Raw genomic sequence first — 17387 nt, forward strand, 5'->3', positions numbered from 1 at the left:
GTCAGCGGGGCACGGCGTCGAGGGCTTTGAAGATCCGCTTGTCGGAGACGGTGTAGCGGGTGCCGATGGTCTGGGCGAAGTAGCTCAGCCGCAGCTCCTCGATCATCCACCGCACCTCGTCCAGCTCCTCGTGGGGCTCGTCGGCGGGCAGGGCGGCGCGCAGCTCGCGGTACTCGGCGTGCACCGCGTGGACGCGGTCCATCCAGTCCTGGTCGCGGCGCACGTTCTCGGGCAGCTTCTCCAGCCGGCGCACGATGCCCTGCAGGTAGCGGTGCACGTCGGCGAGCCGGTCCGCGCCCGCCTCGGTGACGAACCCCGCGTGCACCAGGCCGGCGAACTGGGCGCGGACGTCGGCCAGGGACTCCTCGAACACCGGGCCGCGCACGGCGTTGACGCGCAGCTCCACCTCCTGGGCGGCTTCCAGGACGCGCCGGACCCGGTGCACCACGTCGAACGTGGTCTCGCCGAGGCCGCGGCGGACCCGGTCGAGCAGCGTGCCGAACGCCGCCTCGGTCCACACCGGTCCGCCGGCGTCGCGCAGGAGCTTGTCGACCGCGGCGGAGATGCAGTCGGCGAGCAGGGGCGCGACGCCGCCGTGCGGGTTGCGGGTCAGGGCCAGCTTCTCGGCGTTGTTCAGGCCGCGTTGCAGCGTCTTGACCGGGGACGGGGTGTTGAGCAGCAGCAACCGGCGGGTGCCGCGCCACATGGCCTGCCGCTGCCGTCCCGGCGTGTCCAGGATCTCCACGGCGACGCTGTCGCCCTTGTCGACCAGGGCCGGGTAGGCGGTGACGACGATGCCGGACCGCTCCCGCCGCACGGTGCGGGGCAGGTCGCCGATGTCCCACGTGGTCAGGCCGGTGCGGGCCAGGTTGCCCGCGGCGGCGGCCAGGGTCTCCCGCAGCTGCCCGCGCAGCCGGGCCTTGAGCGCGGCGAGGTCCTTGCCCTGGGCCAGCTCCCGGTCGTGCTCGTCCACGATCCGGAACGTCAGCTTCAGGTGCTCGGGCACCTGGTCGAGCTGCCACTCCTCGCGGGGCACGACCACGCCGGTCAGCTGGCGCAGCTCGCGTTCCAGGGCGGGCAGCAGCGGCTCGTCGGGGTCGATGCCGGCCAGCGCCGCGGCGGCGACGTCCGGGACGGGCACGAAGTTGCGGCGCACCGGTTTGGGCAGCGACCGGATGAGCGCGACGACCAGGTCCGTGCGCAGGCCGGGCACCTGCCAGGACAGCGAGTCGTCCGGCAGGGTGGTCAGCGCGGGCAGCGGCAGGTCCACGGTGACGCCGTCGACGGCCGCGCCGGGCTCGAACCGGTAGGTCAGCGGCAGCGTGAGCCCGCCGCGGCGCAGCTCGTCGGGGTAGGCGTCCGGGGTCACCGCGGCACGGTCGTTGACCAGCATGGCCTTGTCGAACGTGAGCAGGTCCGGTTGGCCGTGGCGGGTCTTCTTCCACCAGGTGTCGAAGTGCCGGGCGGACACGACGTCGGCGGGCACGCGCCGGTCGTAGAAGTCGTAGAGGGTGTCGCCGTCCACGACGATGTCGCGGCGACGGGCCCGGTTCTCCAGCTCGGCGACCTCGGCCAGCAGCTCCCGGTTGCGGTGGAAGAACTTGTGGTGGGTGGTCCACTCCCCCTGCACGAGCGCGTGGCGGATGAACAGCTCCCGCGACAGCCCGGGGTCGATCCGCCCGTAGTTGACCTTGCGGCCGGTCACGATCGGCACGCCGTAGAGGGTGACCTTCTCCAGGGCGACGACCGAGCCGCGCCGCGCCTCCCAGTGCGGTTCGCTGTAGGTGCGCTTGACCAGGTGCTCGGCGAGCCGTTCCGCCCACTCCGGCTCGATCCGGGCGACGGTCCGGCCCCACAGCCGCGACGTCTCGACCAGCTCGGCGGCCATCACCCACTGGGGCGGCTTGCGGAACAGCGACGAGCCGGGGAAGATCGCGAACTTCGCGTTGCGCGCCCCCAGGTACTCGGTCGCGGCGCGCTTGCCCGCGTCCCGCTTGGGCACGTCCTTGACGCCGATGTGGGACAGCAGCCCGGACAGCAGCGACACGTGCACCGCGCGCGGCTCGGCGGGCTGGTCGTTGACGTGCACGCCCAGCGTCTTCGCCACCTGCCGCAGCTGCTGGTAGATGTCCTGCCACTCGCGCACGCGCAGGTAGTTGAGGAACTCGGCGCGGCACAGCCGGCGGAACTGGTTGGACGACAGCTCCTTCTGCCGTTCCCGCAGGTACTGCCACAGGTTGAGGAACGCGGTGAAGTCCGAGTCCGGGTCCTTGAACCGGGCGTGCTGCTCGTCGGCGGCCTGCTGCTTGTCCGAGGGCCGCTCGCGCGGGTCCTGGATGGACAGCGCCGCGGCGATGACCATGACCTCGCGGACGCAGCCGTTGCGGTCGGCCTCGATGACCATGCGGCCCAGCCGCGGGTCGACGGGCAGCTGGGCGAGCTTGCGGCCCAGCGGGGTGAGCTTCTGCTCGGCGGGCAGGATCGCGCCCAGCTCCTGCAGCAGCTGCACGCCGTCGGTGATGTTGCGCGCCTCGGGCGGGTCGATGAACGGGAACGCGGCGATGTCGCCCAGCCCGATCGCGGTCATCTGCAGGATGACCGACGCCAGGTTGGTGCGCAGGATCTCCGGGTCGGTGAACTCCGGGCGGGCGTCGAAGTCGTCCTCGCTGTAGAGGCGGATGCAGATGCCCGCCGAGACCCGGCCGCAGCGGCCCTTGCGCTGGTTGGCCGACGCCTGCGAGATCGGCTCGATGGGCAGCCGCTGCACCTTCAGCCGGTGGCTGTAGCGCGAGACGCGGGCCGTGCCGGGGTCCACGACGTACTTGATGCCGGGCACCGTCAGCGACGTCTCGGCCACGTTCGTGGCCAGCACCACGCGGCGACCCCGGTGCGGCTGGAACACGCGGTGCTGCTCGCCGAACGACAACCGCGCGTACAGCGGCAGGACCTCGGTGTCGCGCAGGTCCAGGGCGTTGAGGGCGTCGGCGGTGTCGCGGATCTCGCGTTCGCCGGACAGGAACACCAGCACGTCGCCGGGCCCCTCGGCCTGCAGCTCGCGCACCGCGTCGCAGATGGCCTGCGTCTGGTCGCGGTCCGGGTCGGCGTCGGGGTCGTCGGGGTCCACCACCGGCCGGTAGCGGACCTCGACGGGGTAGGTGCGGCCGGAGACCTCGATCACCGGCGCGTCGCCGAAGTGCCGGGAGAACCGCTGCGGGTCGATCGTCGCCGACGTGATCACGACCTTGAGGTCGGGCCGGCGCGGCAGGAGCTGCTTGAGGTAGCCGAGCAGGAAGTCGACGTTGAGGCTGCGCTCGTGCGCCTCGTCGATGATGATCGTGTCGTAGCGCGACAGCATCCGGTCGGTCTGGATCTCGGCCAGCAGGATGCCGTCGGTCATCAGCTTGACCAGCGTGTCGTCGCCGGACTGGTCGGTGAACCGGACCTTGTAGCCCACCGCGGAGCCCAGCGGCGTGTCCAGCTCCTGCGCGACGCGCTCGGCGACCGTCCGCGCCGCCAGCCGCCGCGGCTGGGTGTGCCCGATCTGGCCCAGCACCCCCCGGCCCAGCTCCAGGCAGATCTTGGGCAGCTGGGTCGTCTTGCCCGACCCGGTCTCGCCGGCGACGATCACCACCTGGTGGTCGCGGATGAGCGCGGCGATGTCGTCCTTGCGCTCGCTGACGGGCAGCTCCGCCGGGTACGTGATCTTCGGCACGGCCTCGCGGCGCAACGCGACGCGCAGCTCGGCGGCCTCCACCTCGGCCTCGATCTCGGCCAGCACGGCGGCGCGGGCGGCGTCGTCGCGGATCTTGCGCGCCCCGTCGAGCCTGCGCGCCAGCCGCCGCTGGTCCCGCGACATCAGTTCGGACAGGCGTTGACGCAGGTCAGCGTGCGACATCTGGTTCATTTGGGTCAAGGATATCGAGCGCGGACGAACGGGGCCGCCGATTATCGGGCCGACAGCACCGCGAGTTGCCGCGACCGGGCCACCAGCCGCCCCCCGGCGTCCCACAGCTCGACGTCCTCCTCGTAGTGGCCGCCCGCCACGTGCCGGGTGGCGGCCCGGGCCGCGAGCCAGCCGGGCGCGGGCCGGGCGTGCACGTGGACCGACAGCTCCACCGTGGCCGACACGACCGGGTGACCCAGCTCCAGCACCGCGGGCGCGACCGAGTCCACCAGCGTCGCCATCCCGGCCGGGTCGGCCGGGCGGCCGTCGGCGAACCGGATCCAGAACTCCGCGCTCGGCGTGCCCGTCGCCCGGCCCCGCGCCCAGCCGAACGGCTCGGGCCCGCGCAGCTCGACCCGGTCGGCCACGGTCGCGCCCGGCAGCCGCAGGCCGCCGTAGACGTCGACGCACTCGTCCGGCGGCGGCAGGTCCGGGGCCCGGCCGAGCACCGCGGCCCCGTCCCCTCCCGCGCCCAGGTCGGCGAAGGACGCCACCACCCGCAGCACCTCCCGGTCGCGGCACGACAGGCGCGCCTCGCCGGTGGACACCTGCCGGCCCCGGCGCACCACCTCGGTGTCCACCACGGCCGGACCCACCACGCCGGGGAGCAGGTAGTAGGCGCTCACCGCGAGCGGGTCCGGGTGCGGGAGCACCTCGCCGAGCGCCCGCAGGCAGAACGCGACGAGGTAGCCGCCGTTGGGCCGGCCGCCGGCGCCGCCCCACCGGTCGCCGAGCCGGGCCGTGAACCGGCCGTCCCCCGCCGCGTCCACCCGCGTGTCGGCGTCCCATTCGTGCATGGCGATCACACTAACGGGCGTTACCCACGGGTAGCTCAGCCGCGGTACGGGCTCCCGCCGTCCTGCATCGCCGTCACGATCTCCTTGAGCCGCTTCATCACGATGTTGTGCAGGCCCGGACCGAAGCTCACCCGCGCCACGCCCAGCGGCGCCAGCTCCGCCGGCGTCGGCGACCCCGGGCCGTGCGCCACGTTCACCGGACGCCCGTCGACCGCCGCCACGAAGTCCGCCACCCGGTCGGCCGGGATCCGGATCGGGTAGACGCAGTCCGCGCCCGCGTCGAAGTACGCCCGGGCCCGCGCCACCGCGTCGTCGAACGACTTGTCCCCGTGGATCCACGTGTCCACCCGCGCGTTGATCACCAGGTCCGCGTCCGCCGCCCGCACCGCCGACAGGAACTCCACCTGCTCGGCCACGTCGAGCACCCGCGCGGTCGACGGGTCGGAGTCCTCCAGGTTGCACCCCGCCGCGCCCGCCTCGGCCAGCCGCGCGGCCACCTCCGCCGCCGGCACGTCGTACCCCCGCTCGACGTCCACCGTCACCGGCACGTCCACCGCGGCCGCGATCCGCCGCACCGCCTCGTACGCCACGTCGGCGGGCATGTCGTGCCCGTCCTTGAACCCTAACGCCCCGGCCACCGCGACACTCGTGGTCGCCACCGCCGGGTACCCCGCCTCGGCGATCGCCCGCGCCGACGACACGTCCCACGCGTTCGGCACCACCAGCGGCGTGCCCGGCACGTGCAACGCCCGCAGCGCCTTGGCCTTCTCGGTCCTGGTCACATCGACTCCCGTCACGACAGGGGCCCGGGCCGCGCCACGACCGCGACCCGCCCACGCAAGTTGATCACTCGATCAGCCGCACCGAATACTGCCGGCTCCCCACCCGCCGGGCACCACGTTCGATTGCCCTCGTCGCCACGCGGCCGACGACGGCCCCGACCCGTGCCACCCGACCGGCCGGGACCGACGACCCCGCCGGGGACGCCGCCGCCTCCCGGACCCCGGGGCCGCCCTCGACCGCGCCCCGCCACCCCGACCGCGCCCCGCCACCCCGACCGCGCCCCGCCACCCGGACCGCCGCCCGCGCCATCGGGCCGCGGAACCGTCCCCCCGCGAACAGCGGACCGGGCCGGTCGCGGCGACCGGGCCGGATCCCGGTCCGCCCGGCGCGCGCGTGCCGTTGCGCCCAAGCACAAACCGCCGTTCGGCGGCTGGCGCGCCGGCACCGGGGCCGATGAGCTGGATCACGCGATGAGTCGGGGGACGACCCATCGAGGGGGAATTGGCTTGTTCCTACCCGTGCCGGTGCCCACCCTGCCGCCCAGCACCGCACTGGCCGACCTGGCGACCGCGGGCGATCGCCACGCCTGGCTCGCGGGCACCACCGGCGTGTTCACCAGCCGCCCGTCCGCGCCCCTCGTGCTGCGCTGGACCGGCGACACCTGGCACGTCGAACCGCTGCCCGAGCTCCCCGCCGCCGCCAGCCTGTCCGGCGTCTCGGCCGCCGCGCCCGACGACGTCTGGGCCGTCGGCAACACCGCCGGCCGCCCCCTCGTCCTGCACTACGACGGCACGGGCTGGCGCACCGTCACCACACCGCCCATCACCTGGGCCAAAGCCGTCGCCGCGGTCGCCGCCCACGACGTGCACATCGTCGGCACCGGCCGCGACACCCTCCACTACGACGGCACGACCTGGCGGGTGCGCACCGCCCTGTCCTCCGCCCGCGAAGGGCTGCGCACCATCACCGCCGCCGGACCGCACGACGTCTGGGCGGGCGGCGGCGGGCTCGCCGGCGCGGGCCCCGCCACCTACGAGTACCCGGTGCTCGCCCACTGGGACGGCCTGCGCTGGACCGAGGTCGCCGGACCCCGCACCGAACGCGGCCACGTCGCCCGCCTCGCCGCCACCGCGCCCGACGACGTCTGGCTCGGCCACGGCCGCGACACCGAGGGCCTGCGCGTCCACCGCTGGGACGGCCGCCGGTGGACCGCCGTGCCCGGGCCCGCGGACGCCGAACGCCTCACCGTCCACGGCGTCGCCGCCGGCTGGACCTGGGGCGTGCGCGCCGGCCGCCGCACGTTCGAGACCAGGCCCGCGTTCCACCGCTGGACCGGCGACGGCTGGACCGCCGTGCCGCTGCCCGACGACCTCGCCCGCGCCTCCGCCACCCACGTCGGCCTCACCACCACCGGCACCACCACCTGGGCCTACCTGAAGACGGCGGCGGGCGTGCACGTCCTGCGCCACACTGCACCGTGACCTTCCGCCTCACCGTCCTCGGCACCGCCACGCCGTACCCCCGCCCGGACGACCCCTGCTCCGGCTACCTCCTGCGCACCGACCGCACCGCCGTGTGGGTCGACGCCGGCCCCGGCACGCTCGCCGAGCTGCAACGCCACCACCGCCCCGACCGGCTCGACGCCGTGTGGATCTCCCACACCCACGCCGACCACGCCGCCGACCTGCTGCCCTACTACTACGCGCTGCTGTTCGCCGACCTGCCGCCGCGCCCGCCCGTCCCGCTCTACGGCCCGCCCGGCCTCGCCGACCGGCTGGAGACCTTCCTCGCCGGCGCCGCGCCCAACCCGGCCGCCGCCGCGTTCGACGTGCGGGAACTGCACGACGGCCACCGCGCCGAGGTCGGCGACCTCACCCTGGACAGCCGCGCCGTGCGCCACGGGCTGCCCGCGTTCGGCCTGCGCGCCGCCCACGGCGATGCGGTGTTCGCCTACTCCGGCGACACCGGCGCCTGCCCCGCGCTGGACGACCTCGCCGACGGCGCGGACCTGTTCCTGTGCGAGGCCGACGGCAGCGGACCGCACCACTGCTCCCCCGAGGACGCCGCCGCGGCCGCCCGCGGCGCGCGCCGGCTGCTGCTCACCCACCTCGGCCCCGCCCTGGACCCGGCCGAGGCCGCCGGGCGCGCCCACGCCGACGTCGCACGACCGGGGGACACCGTCACCATCGCGTGACCCGGAGTGCGGGATTCACCCGGCGGAGTGAGAATCGGATCGTGCTGAAACTGACCGCGACCGTCCTCGACGCGCCCGACGCCCAGGCCCTGGCCCGCTTCTACCGCGACCTGCTCGGCTGGCCGCTCGGCACGGACGAGCCCGGCTGGGCCACGGTGCGCCCGCCCGAGGGCGGCGCGGGGCTGTCGTTCCAGACCGAGCCGGACTACCGACGCCCCACCTGGCCCGCCGCCGACGGCGACCAGCGGATGATGGCGCACCTGGACATCCAGGTGGACGACCTGGAGACGGCCGGCGCGCACGCGGTCTCGCTGGGCGCCACGCTCGCCGACTTCCAGCCGCAGGAGGGCGTCCGGGTCTACCTGGACCCGGCCGGCCACCCGTTCTGCCTGTTCCTGCCGGGCTGGTGACCGGCGGCCGTCACGGCTCGCCGATGGCCCGGGTGATCGAGTCCAGCACGCCGGGGAAGCGGTGCTCCATCTCCTCGCGCCGCAGTTCGTGGGTGCGGTAGCTGCCCTGGGGCGTCACCCGCAGCACCCCGGCCTCGCGCAGCACCTTCAGGTGGTGCGACAGCGTGGACATGCTGACCGGCACGTCGAACTGCCCGCAGACGATGCCACCCGACCGAGCGAGTTCGGCCACGATCCGCAGTCGGACCGGGTCCGCGAGCGCACTCAGGACGGCGGTGAGGCGAAGGTCCTCCACGTCCGGGTGTTGTAGGGCGCGCACGGTTTCGCATAGTAGTCACCCTGGTCAAGTGGTCTATTACTCCACACTGAAGACATTGGTCGTGTCGAAGCTGTTAGGGTGATCACGTGACCTTGCCGGAGCCGGTGCGCGCGGAGCTGGACCGCGTGGCGCACGGGGCGCTGGTGGACTTCGCCGCGCTGGAGCAGGTGCGGCGGCGGTTCGACGAGGAGCAGGCCGAGGCGCTGTCGGGCTACCTGCGGGCGGCGCAGTCGGCGAACACCCTGCGCGCCTACCGCTCCGACTGGGTCGGCTGGGCGGCGTGGTGCCAGGCCGAGGGCCGGGTGGCGCTGCCCGCCGACCCGGTGGACGTGGCGGTGTACCTGGCGGTGGCGGCGGACGCGGCCAAGCCCGACGGCACGCCCGCGTTCGGCCCGTCGACGCTGGAGCGCAAGGCGGCGGCGATCGCGGCGGTGCACGCCGCGGGCGGTCTGCCCTCCCCCACCCGGTCGGACGTGGTGCGGTTGACGTTGCGCGGCATCCGCCGGACCCGACAGGCGCAGCCGCGGCGCAAGCGGCCGGTGCTGCTGGGCACGCTGGAGGCGTTGCTGGCCGAACGGCCGCCGCCGGGGTGGCCCACGGGCGTGGCCCGGCGGCGGGACGCGTTGCTGCTGCTGGTCGGGTTCGCGGGCGCGTTGCGGCGCAGCGAGCTGGCGGCGGTGGCGGTCGAGGACGTCGCGGTCGACGTGGACCCGCGCACGCACGAGCCGCTGCTGCTGGTGGAGCTGGGCGTCACCAAGACGGATCAGACCGGCGCGCACCGGCAGCGGGTCGTGCTGCCCCGCGGCGCGCGGCGGCCGACGTGCCCGGTGTGCGCGTTCGCCGACTGGGTGGACGTGCTGGCCGCGCCGGACCCGAGGGCGTTGTTGGAGCACGAGGGCGAGCCGTCGCCGACGCACCGCTGCCACGGCTACGTGCCGGGCGTGGTGCGCGGCCCGCTGTTCCCGTCGGTGAGCAGGCACGGCCGGCTGGGCGCGCGGTCGATGTCGGACCGGGCGGTGTCGGACGTGGTGAAGCGGTACGCGGCGCGGGCCGGGCTGGACCCGGCGCTGTTCGGCGGGCACTCGCTGCGGGCGGGGTTCGCGACGCAGGCGGCGCTGGGCGGGGCGAGCGACCGGGAGATCATGCGGCAGGGCCGGTGGACGAACCCGCGCACGGTGCACCGCTACATCCGCACGGCCAACCCGTTGGAGGACAACGCGGTCACCCGCCTCGGGCTGTGACCAAGGGCGCACGCCGGGTTGTTAACTTCTCACAGGTCCGGTTCGATCGGCGCGGGCCGAACGGTCCAGCCGGTTGCGTCGCCCGACCGCTTGCGCGGTTTGTTTCCGCCGTGTTTCCACGGGCGTTGATCTGCGGTTATGGCGGGCGCGCGGCGCCGGGTCGCCGCCGCTGACCTGCGCGACCACCCCGACGCCGCCCGGACGACGGGCCGTAGCGGGGCGTTCACCGGGGCGTCGTCGCCAATACGATCGATCCCACGCGGCCGCCCGCCCCGGCCAGGCACGCCGTGGCCCCCGGACTACCCTGCACTGTCCGGGGGCCACGCGGTCGCCGGTCAGGCCCCGGTCGTGCCGCCCACGACGGCGTCGGAGGACGGCGGGTCGTCGGTCTTCTCCGGCGGGGGCACGAGGCCGAGCAGGTCGCCGCCGTTGTCGTTGACGCGGTGCACGAACGGCCGGGTCTCGGTGTACTGGACGACGGACACGGACGCGGGGTCCACCACGATCCGCTGGAACCCGTCCAGGTGAACGCCGAGGGCGTCGGCGAGGACGGCCTTGATCACGTCGCCGTGGCTGCACGCCAGCCACACCGCGCGGGGTCCGTGCTCGGCGGTGATCCGCGCGTCGTGCGCCCGGATCGCGGCCACCGCCCGGGACTGCACGGCGGCCAGGCCCTCGCCGCCGGGGAACACCGCGGCGGACGGGTGCTGCTGCACGACCGACCACAGGGGTTCGGACAGCAGCTCCTTGATCTCGCGCCCGGTCCACTCGCCGTAGTCGACCTCGGCGAGGTCGTCCTCGACGACGGGGTCGAGGCCGCGGTCGGCGAGCAGCGGCGCGAGGGTGTGCCGGCAGCGTTCCAGCGGCGAGGTGACCACGGCGGCGAGCGGCACGCCCGCGAGCCGCGCCACCAGCGCGGCGGCCTGCTCCTCGCCCCGGTCGGACAGGCGCACGCCGGGTCGGCGGCCCGCGAGGACGCCCGCTCCGTTGGCGGTGGAGCGGGCGTGTCGCAGCAAGATCACGGTAGCCACGGGGCCAACCCTATGTCGCGTTGATGAGCCCCATCGACAGCAGCCCCATCAGGACGATGCCCAGCAGCAGCCGGTACCACACGAACACCGAGTAGCTGTGCTTGGAGACGTACCGCAGCAGCCACGCGATCGTGGCGTAGCCGACCGCGAACGACACGATCGTGGCGACGATCATCTGGGGCACGGAGGCGGCGTTGGGCTCGGCGCGGTCGAGGACGTCGGGGATGCTGAAGATGCCCGCGCCGAACACGGCGGGCAGGGCCAGCAGGAACGAGTAGCGGGCGGCGGCGGGCCGGTTCAGGCCGAGGAACAGGCCCGCGGTGAGGGTGCCGCCGGAGCGGGACACGCCGGGGATCAGCGCGAGCGCCTGGGCCAGGCCCATGCCGACCGCGTCCCGGAGCTGGAGCTTGTCGCGCACGTGCTGGGCGAACTGGTCGGCCAGGCCGAGCAGCAGGCCGAACACCACCAGCACGGTGGCGGTGATCCACAGGTTGCGCAGCGACGAGCGGATCTCGTCCTTGAACAGGTAGCCGAGCACGCTGATCGGGATCGACCCGATGATCACGTACCAGGCCATCCGGTAGTCCTCGGAGGCGCGGGCGGCCTTGCTGAACAGGCCCTTGAACCAGGCCGCGATGAAGTTGCCGATGTCCTTGGCGAAGTAGATCAGCACCGCGACCTCGGTGCCGAGCTGGATGACCGCGGTGAACGACGCGCCCGCGTCGTTGCCGAAGAACAGGGTGGAGACGATCCTGATGTGACCCGACGAGGAAATGGGCAGGAATTCCGTGAGTCCCTGGACGAGTCCGAGGACGATGGCCTGCAACCAGCTCAACTACCCACTCCTGCCAGATCCAGAGCTTCGGTCGCCGTCCGTAGCGCGGCGATCCCCTGCTCGAGATCTTGCAGCATGGGCGAAAGGGTGAGCGTGGTGACCCCCGCTTCGGCGTAGGCGCGCATCCGGTCGGCGATGCGCTCGCGGCTGCCGAGCAGGGAGGTGCCGTCGAGGAACTCGACGGGCAGCGCGGCCATCGCGCCGTCGTAGTCGCGGGCGAGGTAGCGGTCCTGGACCTCGGCGGCCTCGGCGGCGAAGCCCATGCGGACGGCGTTGTCGTTGTAGAAGTTCTTCTGCCGGCTGCCCATGCCGCCGACGTAGAGCGCGGCGTAGGGGCGGACGCGGTCGGCGCACGCGCGCCAGTCCTCGCCGACGACCAGGGGCACGGTGGCGGCGACGTCGAACCCGTCGAGCGTCCGGCCGGCCTTGTCGCGGCCCGCCCGCAGGGAGGCCATGACGTCGCCGGAGTGCTCGGGCGACAGGAACAGCGCGAGCCAGCCGTCGGCGATCTCGCCGGCCAGCTCGACGTTCTTCGGGCCGACGGCGGCGAGGTAGACGGGGATGTGCTCGCGCACGGGGTGCACGGTGAGGGTGAGGGCCTTGCCGGGGCCGTCGGGCAGCGGCAGCGTGTAGTGCTCGCCGTCGTAGCGCAGCCGCTCGCGGCGCAGGGCGGCGCGGACGATGTCGACGTACTCGCGGGTGCGGCCCAGCGGCTTGTCGAACCGCACGCCGTGCCAGCCCTCCGACACCTGCGGCCCGGACACGCCCAGGCCGAGGCGGAACCGGCCGCCGGACAGCGAGTCGAGCGTGGCGGCCGTCATCGCGGTCATCGCCGGGGTCCGGGCGGGGATCTGCAGGATCGCGCTGCCGACGTCGACGCGTTCGGTCTGCGCGGCCACCCACGCCAGCACGGTCGGCGCGTCCGAGCCGTACGCCTCGGCGGCCCACACCACCGAGTAGCCCAGTCGGTCGGCTTCCCTGGCCAGTTCGAGGTTCGCGGCGTCGTTGCCCGCGCCCCAGTACCCGAGGTTCAGTCCCAGTCGCACGAGCGGTCACCCTACCGGTCGGTAACCTGGTTGGCCAGGCGGGGCGTGCCCGGATCGTGACGCGGTCGGCGCTGGACGGGCGCGTGGCACGACCCGCCGGAAAGTCGATCACCCCTTAGGCTCCCCGACGTGGAACAGCGATACCTCGGGCGCAGCGGACTGCGGGTGTCCCGGATGGCCCTGGGCACGATGACCTGGGGCCGGGACACCGACGCGGACGAGGCGGCCACCCAGCTGCTGGCCTTCGCCGAGGCGGGCGGCACGCTGGTGGACACCGCCGACGTCTACGTGGAGGGCGAGAGCGAGCGGATCCTGGGCGGCCTGCTGGGCGAGGTCGTGCCGCGCGACGAGCTGGTGATCGCGACGAAGGCCGTGGCGCGGCGCAACGACGGCCCGTTCGGGGGCGGCGCGTCGCGCGGCGCGCTGCTGCACGCGCTGGACGGGTCGCTGCGGCGGCTGGGCGTGGAGCACATCGACCTGTGGCAGCTGCACGCGTGGGACGCGAACGTGCCGCTGGAGGAGACGCTGTCGGCGCTGGACGCGGCGGTGTCGTCGGGCCGGGTCCGCTACGCGGGGGTGTCGAACTACTCGGGGTGGCAGCTGGGCACGGCGGCGGCGCTGCCGGGGCACACGCCGCTGGTGTCCACGCAGGTGGAGTACTCGCTGCTGGAGCGGGGCGTGGAGCGGGAGGTGGTGCCGGCGGCGCGGCACCACGGGATCGGGCTGCTGCCGTGGGCGCCGTTGGGGCGCGGTGTGCTGACCGGCAAGTACCGCAACGGCACGCCGTCGGACTCGCGGGGCGCGTCGGCGCACTTCGCGGGGTACGTGGAGCAGCACCGCACGGAGCGGGCGGCGCGGATCGTGCAGGCGGTGGCGACGGCGGCGGACGGGTTGGGCACGAGCGCGCTGTGCGTGGCGCTGGCGTGGGTGCGCGACCGGCCGGGCGTGGTGGCGCCGGTGGTGGGCGCGCGGGACACGGCCCAGCTGTTGGGGTCGCTGGCGGCGGAGGAGCTGACGTTGCCGCCGGCGATCCGGGCGGCGCTGGACGACGTGAGCGCGATCGAGTTCGGTTACCCCGAGCGACCCCTCGGGTGATTCCGTTACTTCTTTCGTGAATGTCCGGTTAGACCGGAATCGTCATGATCGTCGCATTATGTGACTGATCGTGTGAGTTGCGTGACTTGTTCCGCCGGCAATGCCCCGATCGGGTCTAGGTTCCGTGCGTGCGTGAATCAAGTGGTGAGCCGGCCGCTGTGACGCGGCGTCGGCTGTTCGGCATCACGGCGGGGACCGCGGCGACGCTCGCGGTCACCGGGGCGCCCGCGGCGGCGCAGGGGGCAGGGACGCCGGCCCGGCGCTCCCCGGAGGGCGCGACCGAGTTGGACGCGGAAGGCGCGTGGCGCAAGCTCGCGGAGGGCAACCGCCGGTTCGTCACCGGCCGGCAGGTCCACCCGCACGAGTCGCTGCGGTGGCGGGAGTCGCTCGTGCAGGGCCAGCACCCGTTCGCGGTGGTGCTGGGCTGCGCGGACTCGCGGGTTCCGCCGGAGCTGGTGTTCGACCACGGCCTGGGGGACCTGTTCACGATCCGCTCGGCGGGCGAGGTGCTCGACACCAGCGTGCTGGGCAGCGTCGAGTACGCGGTCGAGCACCTGGCGGTGCCGCTGGTGGTCGTGCTCGGGCACGCCAAGTGCGGCGCGGTCTCGGCGGCCGTGGACGTGGTGCGCGGCCGGACCCAGGTCTACGGCGACGTGAGCGCGCTGGTGCGGTCGATCGAGCCGGCGGTGCTGGCCACCCCGGCCGACGCCGACGACGCCCGGTTCCTGGCCGCGGCGGTGAACAACCAGGCCAAGCGGGTCGCCGCGCTCGCGGTGGAGCGGTCGGTGACGCTGCGCACCGCGGTGCAGCACCACGGCGTCAAGGTGATCGCGGCCAGTTACCAGCTCGACACGGGCGAGGTCACCCGGCTGACGTAGGACCGCGCGGGCTCCGGAGGGTCTCGTCGACGAGCCGGAACCAGTCCCGCACGCCCCCGAGCTGGGCCTCCAGCCAGGTGGCGACGTCACCCGCGAGGTCGAGCGCGCGGGGCGTGCGGACGCGGCCGGCCAGGTGCTCGACCAGGGTCTGGATGCGCCGCACCGGCGGCGGGTGGTTGCCCGCGAACGGGACGGCCAGGCCCAGCTCGTCGGCGAGCCGGTCGGTGACCTCGTGCAGGAACAGCACCAGCAGCACCGCGCCGACCAGGCACGGCTCGTGCGCCTCCAGCTCGCGCGGCGGCAGGTCGTCCAGGGTGTGCAGCATGATCAGGGCGGCGACCCGGTCGGCCTCGTGCTCGCGGGCCCAGCCGAAGGACTGCGCGTCCAGCGCGCCGACGGGGGTGGCGGGCTCGGTGCGGCGGCGGGCGTGCGGGAGGTGCCCGGCCAGCACGTGCGCGACCTCGTGCGACAGCACGAACTGCGTGGCGCGCCGCGCCATCAGCGAGACCAGCGCGGCGCGCTGCCCGGACAGCTCGGGCAGCCGCCGCGCCGGGACCGCGCCGCGACCGTACAGGTGGGCGTTGAGGGCCTCGGCCAGCGCGTAGGACGCCTGGTCGGCGTCCAGCAGCGGCGGCGCGCCGTAGTTCGGCAGCGCCCCGGTCATGATCTTCAGCACGGTGTCGAGCAGGTCCAGCAGCGACGTGTCGACCAGCACCAGGACGCCGCTGCCCGGCACCGGGACGCTGATCCCGTCGAGGGCGCCGGTGGGGAACACGCCGGCCAGCACCGGCACGGCCGGTTCGCGGCCCGCGGCGCGGGCCAGGTGCAGCACCTCGGGCTGCACGGCGTCGAGGGTGCGCTGCTGCTCGTGCAGGTGCCCGGCCCGGTACGGCGGGCGGTGGACCCGCACCCCGGCCAACCGGGCGAGCCGCTCGCCCGGCGGTTCGGCGGCCACCTGCGTCCAGGTGTGGTAGCGGTCGGCGGGGTCGGCCCGCGCGGGCGGGGCGAGGTGGTCGGCCACCCGCCGGTCCCGCAGCAGCTGCACGTGCCGGGCGCGCAGTTCGTCGACGGTCATCGCGACACCTCCCCGTTCACCTGGGATAGTCGCCGGGAGGGCGTCGGGTGTACGGCCGGGGCGCGACTATCACCTTCCCAGACCAACGACAACACCCGCCCCCTGCGTGACGATGGTGCCCCGGTGATGGATGCTGGGAGGGCTGAACGGGGTCGATCGGGAGGTCCGACGTTGCGCCGACTGGCGGCGGTAGTGCTCACCGGGGTCGCCCTGGTCTCGGGTTGTGCGACCGAGGAGAACCCGGCCGACCCGCTGCAACTGGCCGCGACGCTGGAGCCGGCCCGGCCCGCGTCCGCGCCCCCGCAGACCGCCGTGCCGCAGGGCCGCGTGCTGCCGCTGGGGCGGGCGACGGCGGTGGCGGTGGCGGGCGACCGGGTGGCGGTCGCGGTGGCCGACCCGCCGTCGGTGGCCCTGTACCCGCCGGACCTGTCCGGCGAGCCGCTGGTGGTGCCGCTGCCGGGCCCGGCGGAGCGCCTGGTGGCCGAGGGCGGCGCGGTGGAGGCCGTGGTGCCCGCCGGCGAGGTGGTGACGGTGCGGCCCGACGGGACGACGTCGCGCCGCGCCGTGGAGGGCGCGCCGGTGGACGTGGCGCGGGTCGGCGGGCGGACCCTGGTGGCGCAGCGCGACCTGCGGCAGGTGTCGGTCGACGGGCACGTGGTGCGCGGCATCTCCAGCCCGGACCGGCTGGTGGCGGTGGGCGACGCGGCGGTGGTGCTGGACCGGCCGCGCAGCGCGGTGTTCGACCTGGACCCGGCGGCCGAGGGCCCCGGGGCCGGGCTGCGGGCGGGCGAGGGCGCGACGAACGCGGTGGCCGACCGGTTCGGCCGGGTGCTGGTGGTGGACACGCGCGGCGGCGAGCTGATGGCGTTCTCCACCGGCCCGTTGATCATGCGGTTGCGCTACCCGGTGCCCGGCGGTCCGTACGGGATGGCCTACGACGAGGCGCGTGACCTGGTGTGGATCACGCTGACCGAGCGCAACGAGGTGGTGGCGTTCGACGTGGCCGGCGCGGAGCCGGTGGAGCGGCACCGGTACGCCACGGTCCGCCAGCCGGACTCGGTGGCGGTCGATCCAGGCAGCGGGCGCGTGTACGTCGCGTCCGGGGACGGCGCAGGGATGCAGGTGATCGGATGATGGCGGGCGAAGGGGTGGTCGACGGGGACTGGGAGTACCGGCCGCTGCGGCTGCCGGCCGGTGTCTCCCGTCGCACGGCGACGACGCAGCTGGCGATCCACGCGGAGTTCGCCGGGTGGGAGCTGTCGCGGACGTTGCTGTTCGGCGACGGGTCGCGCAAGGTGTGGCTGCGCCGCAAGCGGACGGCCGCCGTGATGCCGGGTGTGATCACCTAGACCGGGTCGCGCGGGGGGCGCGGACGTCACCGCCGGGGCGGTGGCGGCGGGTCCGCCCGGCCTGGGAACCGGTCGTCCCGCCGGCCTGGGGGAACCACCACACCTGTGGTACCACAGGTGTGGTGAAGCGGGCTTCACCTGCGGCTTCCCGGACCTCACTCCCCTTCAGGCGACTCTCGTCGCCGCCGATCGCGGGCTCACCGTGCCACGCCGACGTGCCACCGGCCAGGGCTGGACCCCGAGGTGGACAAGCCTGAGAACCCGCCGCGCGCGACGGCACAGGTCCGCACCGCCCGTGGGGCACCGCGTGCCCGGGAACGGCGTCCCCGCCGCGGCGGCAACCGCGACACCGTGGTCCGGGATGGCCGCTCCCGGAAGGGCAGGGTCGGGC

Annotated in this window: 16 protein-coding genes; 8 read left to right on the forward strand and 8 right to left on the reverse strand. The window is 74.6% G+C overall.

Annotated features, from left to right (window positions below; all coding sequences use genetic code 11):
- Nucleotide 1: 1 nt before the first annotated feature.
- Genes hrpA through ACFXGA_RS26425 form a run of 3 tightly spaced genes read right to left on the reverse strand, consistent with a single transcriptional unit; the run spans nt 2 to nt 5522 of the window.
- Nucleotides 2-3904, reverse strand: coding sequence for an ATP-dependent RNA helicase HrpA (gene hrpA / locus ACFXGA_RS26415; RefSeq protein ID WP_378092194.1), 3903 nt, complete (start codon nt 3902-3904; stop codon nt 2-4).
- A gap of 41 nt (nt 3905-3945) precedes the next feature.
- Nucleotides 3946-4740: a thioesterase family protein gene (locus ACFXGA_RS26420; RefSeq protein ID WP_378092196.1), complete on the reverse strand. Its 795-nt coding sequence runs from the start codon at nt 4738-4740 to the stop codon at nt 3946-3948.
- A gap of 35 nt (nt 4741-4775) precedes the next feature.
- Nucleotides 4776-5522: an isocitrate lyase/phosphoenolpyruvate mutase family protein gene (locus ACFXGA_RS26425; RefSeq protein ID WP_378092198.1), complete on the reverse strand. Its 747-nt coding sequence runs from the start codon at nt 5520-5522 to the stop codon at nt 4776-4778.
- A gap of 507 nt (nt 5523-6029) precedes the next feature.
- Between ACFXGA_RS26425 and ACFXGA_RS26430 the strand changes: the two genes are divergently transcribed.
- From ACFXGA_RS26430 to ACFXGA_RS26440, 3 genes are read left to right on the forward strand one after another with little or no spacing between them, the layout of a single operon-like run.
- Nucleotides 6030-7004, forward strand: coding sequence for a hypothetical protein (locus ACFXGA_RS26430; RefSeq protein ID WP_378092200.1), 975 nt, complete (start codon nt 6030-6032; stop codon nt 7002-7004).
- A complete protein-coding gene (locus ACFXGA_RS26435) occupies nt 7001-7717 on the forward strand; it encodes an MBL fold metallo-hydrolase (RefSeq protein ID WP_378092202.1) in 717 nt (238 codons plus the stop codon). Before ACFXGA_RS26430 ends, ACFXGA_RS26435 begins: the two co-directional genes overlap by 4 nt.
- A 44-nt stretch (nt 7718-7761) precedes the next feature.
- Nucleotides 7762-8127 carry a VOC family protein gene (locus ACFXGA_RS26440; protein WP_378092223.1) on the forward strand — a complete coding sequence of 122 codons (366 nt, stop codon included), beginning with the start codon at nt 7762-7764 and terminating at the stop codon, nt 8125-8127.
- Nucleotides 8128-8137: 10 nt separating this feature from the next.
- Here ACFXGA_RS26440 and ACFXGA_RS26445 read toward each other — a convergent pair whose 3' ends face one another.
- The gene (locus tag ACFXGA_RS26445) at nt 8138-8422 is read right to left on the reverse strand and encodes an ArsR/SmtB family transcription factor (RefSeq protein WP_378092204.1); all 285 of its coding nucleotides are present in this window, start codon (nt 8420-8422) and stop codon (nt 8138-8140) included.
- Between the two features lie 110 nt (nt 8423-8532).
- On the opposite strand from ACFXGA_RS26445, the gene ACFXGA_RS26450 reads away from it, so the two are divergent.
- On the forward strand, nt 8533-9687 hold the full coding sequence (locus ACFXGA_RS26450) for a site-specific integrase (protein ID WP_378092206.1): 1155 nt from the start codon (nt 8533-8535) through the stop codon (nt 9685-9687).
- A gap of 335 nt (nt 9688-10022) precedes the next feature.
- Here the strand turns inward: ACFXGA_RS26450 and ACFXGA_RS26455 are convergent, their stop codons facing one another.
- The 3 genes from ACFXGA_RS26455 to ACFXGA_RS26465 are packed head-to-tail and all read right to left on the reverse strand — an operon-like array spanning nt 10023 to nt 12599.
- Nucleotides 10023-10718, reverse strand: a complete 696-nt coding sequence (locus ACFXGA_RS26455; protein WP_378092208.1) for a histidine phosphatase family protein — start codon at nt 10716-10718, stop codon at nt 10023-10025.
- A gap of 10 nt (nt 10719-10728) precedes the next feature.
- Nucleotides 10729-11553, reverse strand: coding sequence for an undecaprenyl-diphosphate phosphatase (locus tag ACFXGA_RS26460; protein WP_378092210.1), 825 nt, complete (start codon nt 11551-11553; stop codon nt 10729-10731).
- Nucleotides 11550-12599: an LLM class F420-dependent oxidoreductase gene (locus ACFXGA_RS26465; RefSeq protein ID WP_378092212.1), complete on the reverse strand. Its 1050-nt coding sequence runs from the start codon at nt 12597-12599 to the stop codon at nt 11550-11552. Before ACFXGA_RS26465 ends, ACFXGA_RS26460 begins: the two co-directional genes overlap by 4 nt.
- Nucleotides 12600-12728: 129 nt before the next feature.
- Between ACFXGA_RS26465 and ACFXGA_RS26470 the strand changes: the two genes are divergently transcribed.
- Together ACFXGA_RS26470 and ACFXGA_RS26475 are read left to right on the forward strand one after the other, a co-directional pair.
- The gene (locus ACFXGA_RS26470) at nt 12729-13694 is read left to right on the forward strand and encodes an aldo/keto reductase (protein WP_378092213.1); all 966 of its coding nucleotides are present in this window, start codon (nt 12729-12731) and stop codon (nt 13692-13694) included.
- 158 nt (nt 13695-13852) lie between these two features.
- Nucleotides 13853-14572 carry a carbonic anhydrase gene (locus ACFXGA_RS26475; RefSeq protein ID WP_378092215.1) on the forward strand — a complete coding sequence of 240 codons (720 nt, stop codon included), beginning with the start codon at nt 13853-13855 and terminating at the stop codon, nt 14570-14572.
- Here the strand turns inward: ACFXGA_RS26475 and ACFXGA_RS26480 are convergent.
- Nucleotides 14556-15647 carry a hypothetical protein gene (locus ACFXGA_RS26480; RefSeq protein WP_378092217.1) on the reverse strand — a complete coding sequence of 364 codons (1092 nt, stop codon included), beginning with the start codon at nt 15645-15647 and terminating at the stop codon, nt 14556-14558. The genes ACFXGA_RS26475 and ACFXGA_RS26480 overlap by 17 nt on opposite strands.
- Before the next feature lie 171 nt (nt 15648-15818).
- Between ACFXGA_RS26480 and ACFXGA_RS26485 the strand changes: the two genes are divergently transcribed.
- Nucleotides 15819-16781, forward strand: a complete 963-nt coding sequence (locus ACFXGA_RS26485) for a hypothetical protein (protein WP_378092219.1) — start codon at nt 15819-15821, stop codon at nt 16779-16781.
- Nucleotides 16781-16996 (forward strand): DUF5703 family protein, encoded by a 216-nt coding sequence (locus tag ACFXGA_RS26490; RefSeq protein WP_378092225.1) that lies wholly within the window; start codon nt 16781-16783, stop codon nt 16994-16996. Before ACFXGA_RS26485 ends, ACFXGA_RS26490 begins: the two co-directional genes overlap by 1 nt.
- The last annotated feature ends 391 nt before the right edge of the window (nt 16997-17387 follow it).

Origin of the sequence: Actinosynnema sp. NPDC059335, assembly GCF_042752395.1 — a bacterium.
Taxonomy (GTDB): Bacteria; Actinomycetota; Actinomycetes; order Mycobacteriales; family Pseudonocardiaceae; genus Actinosynnema.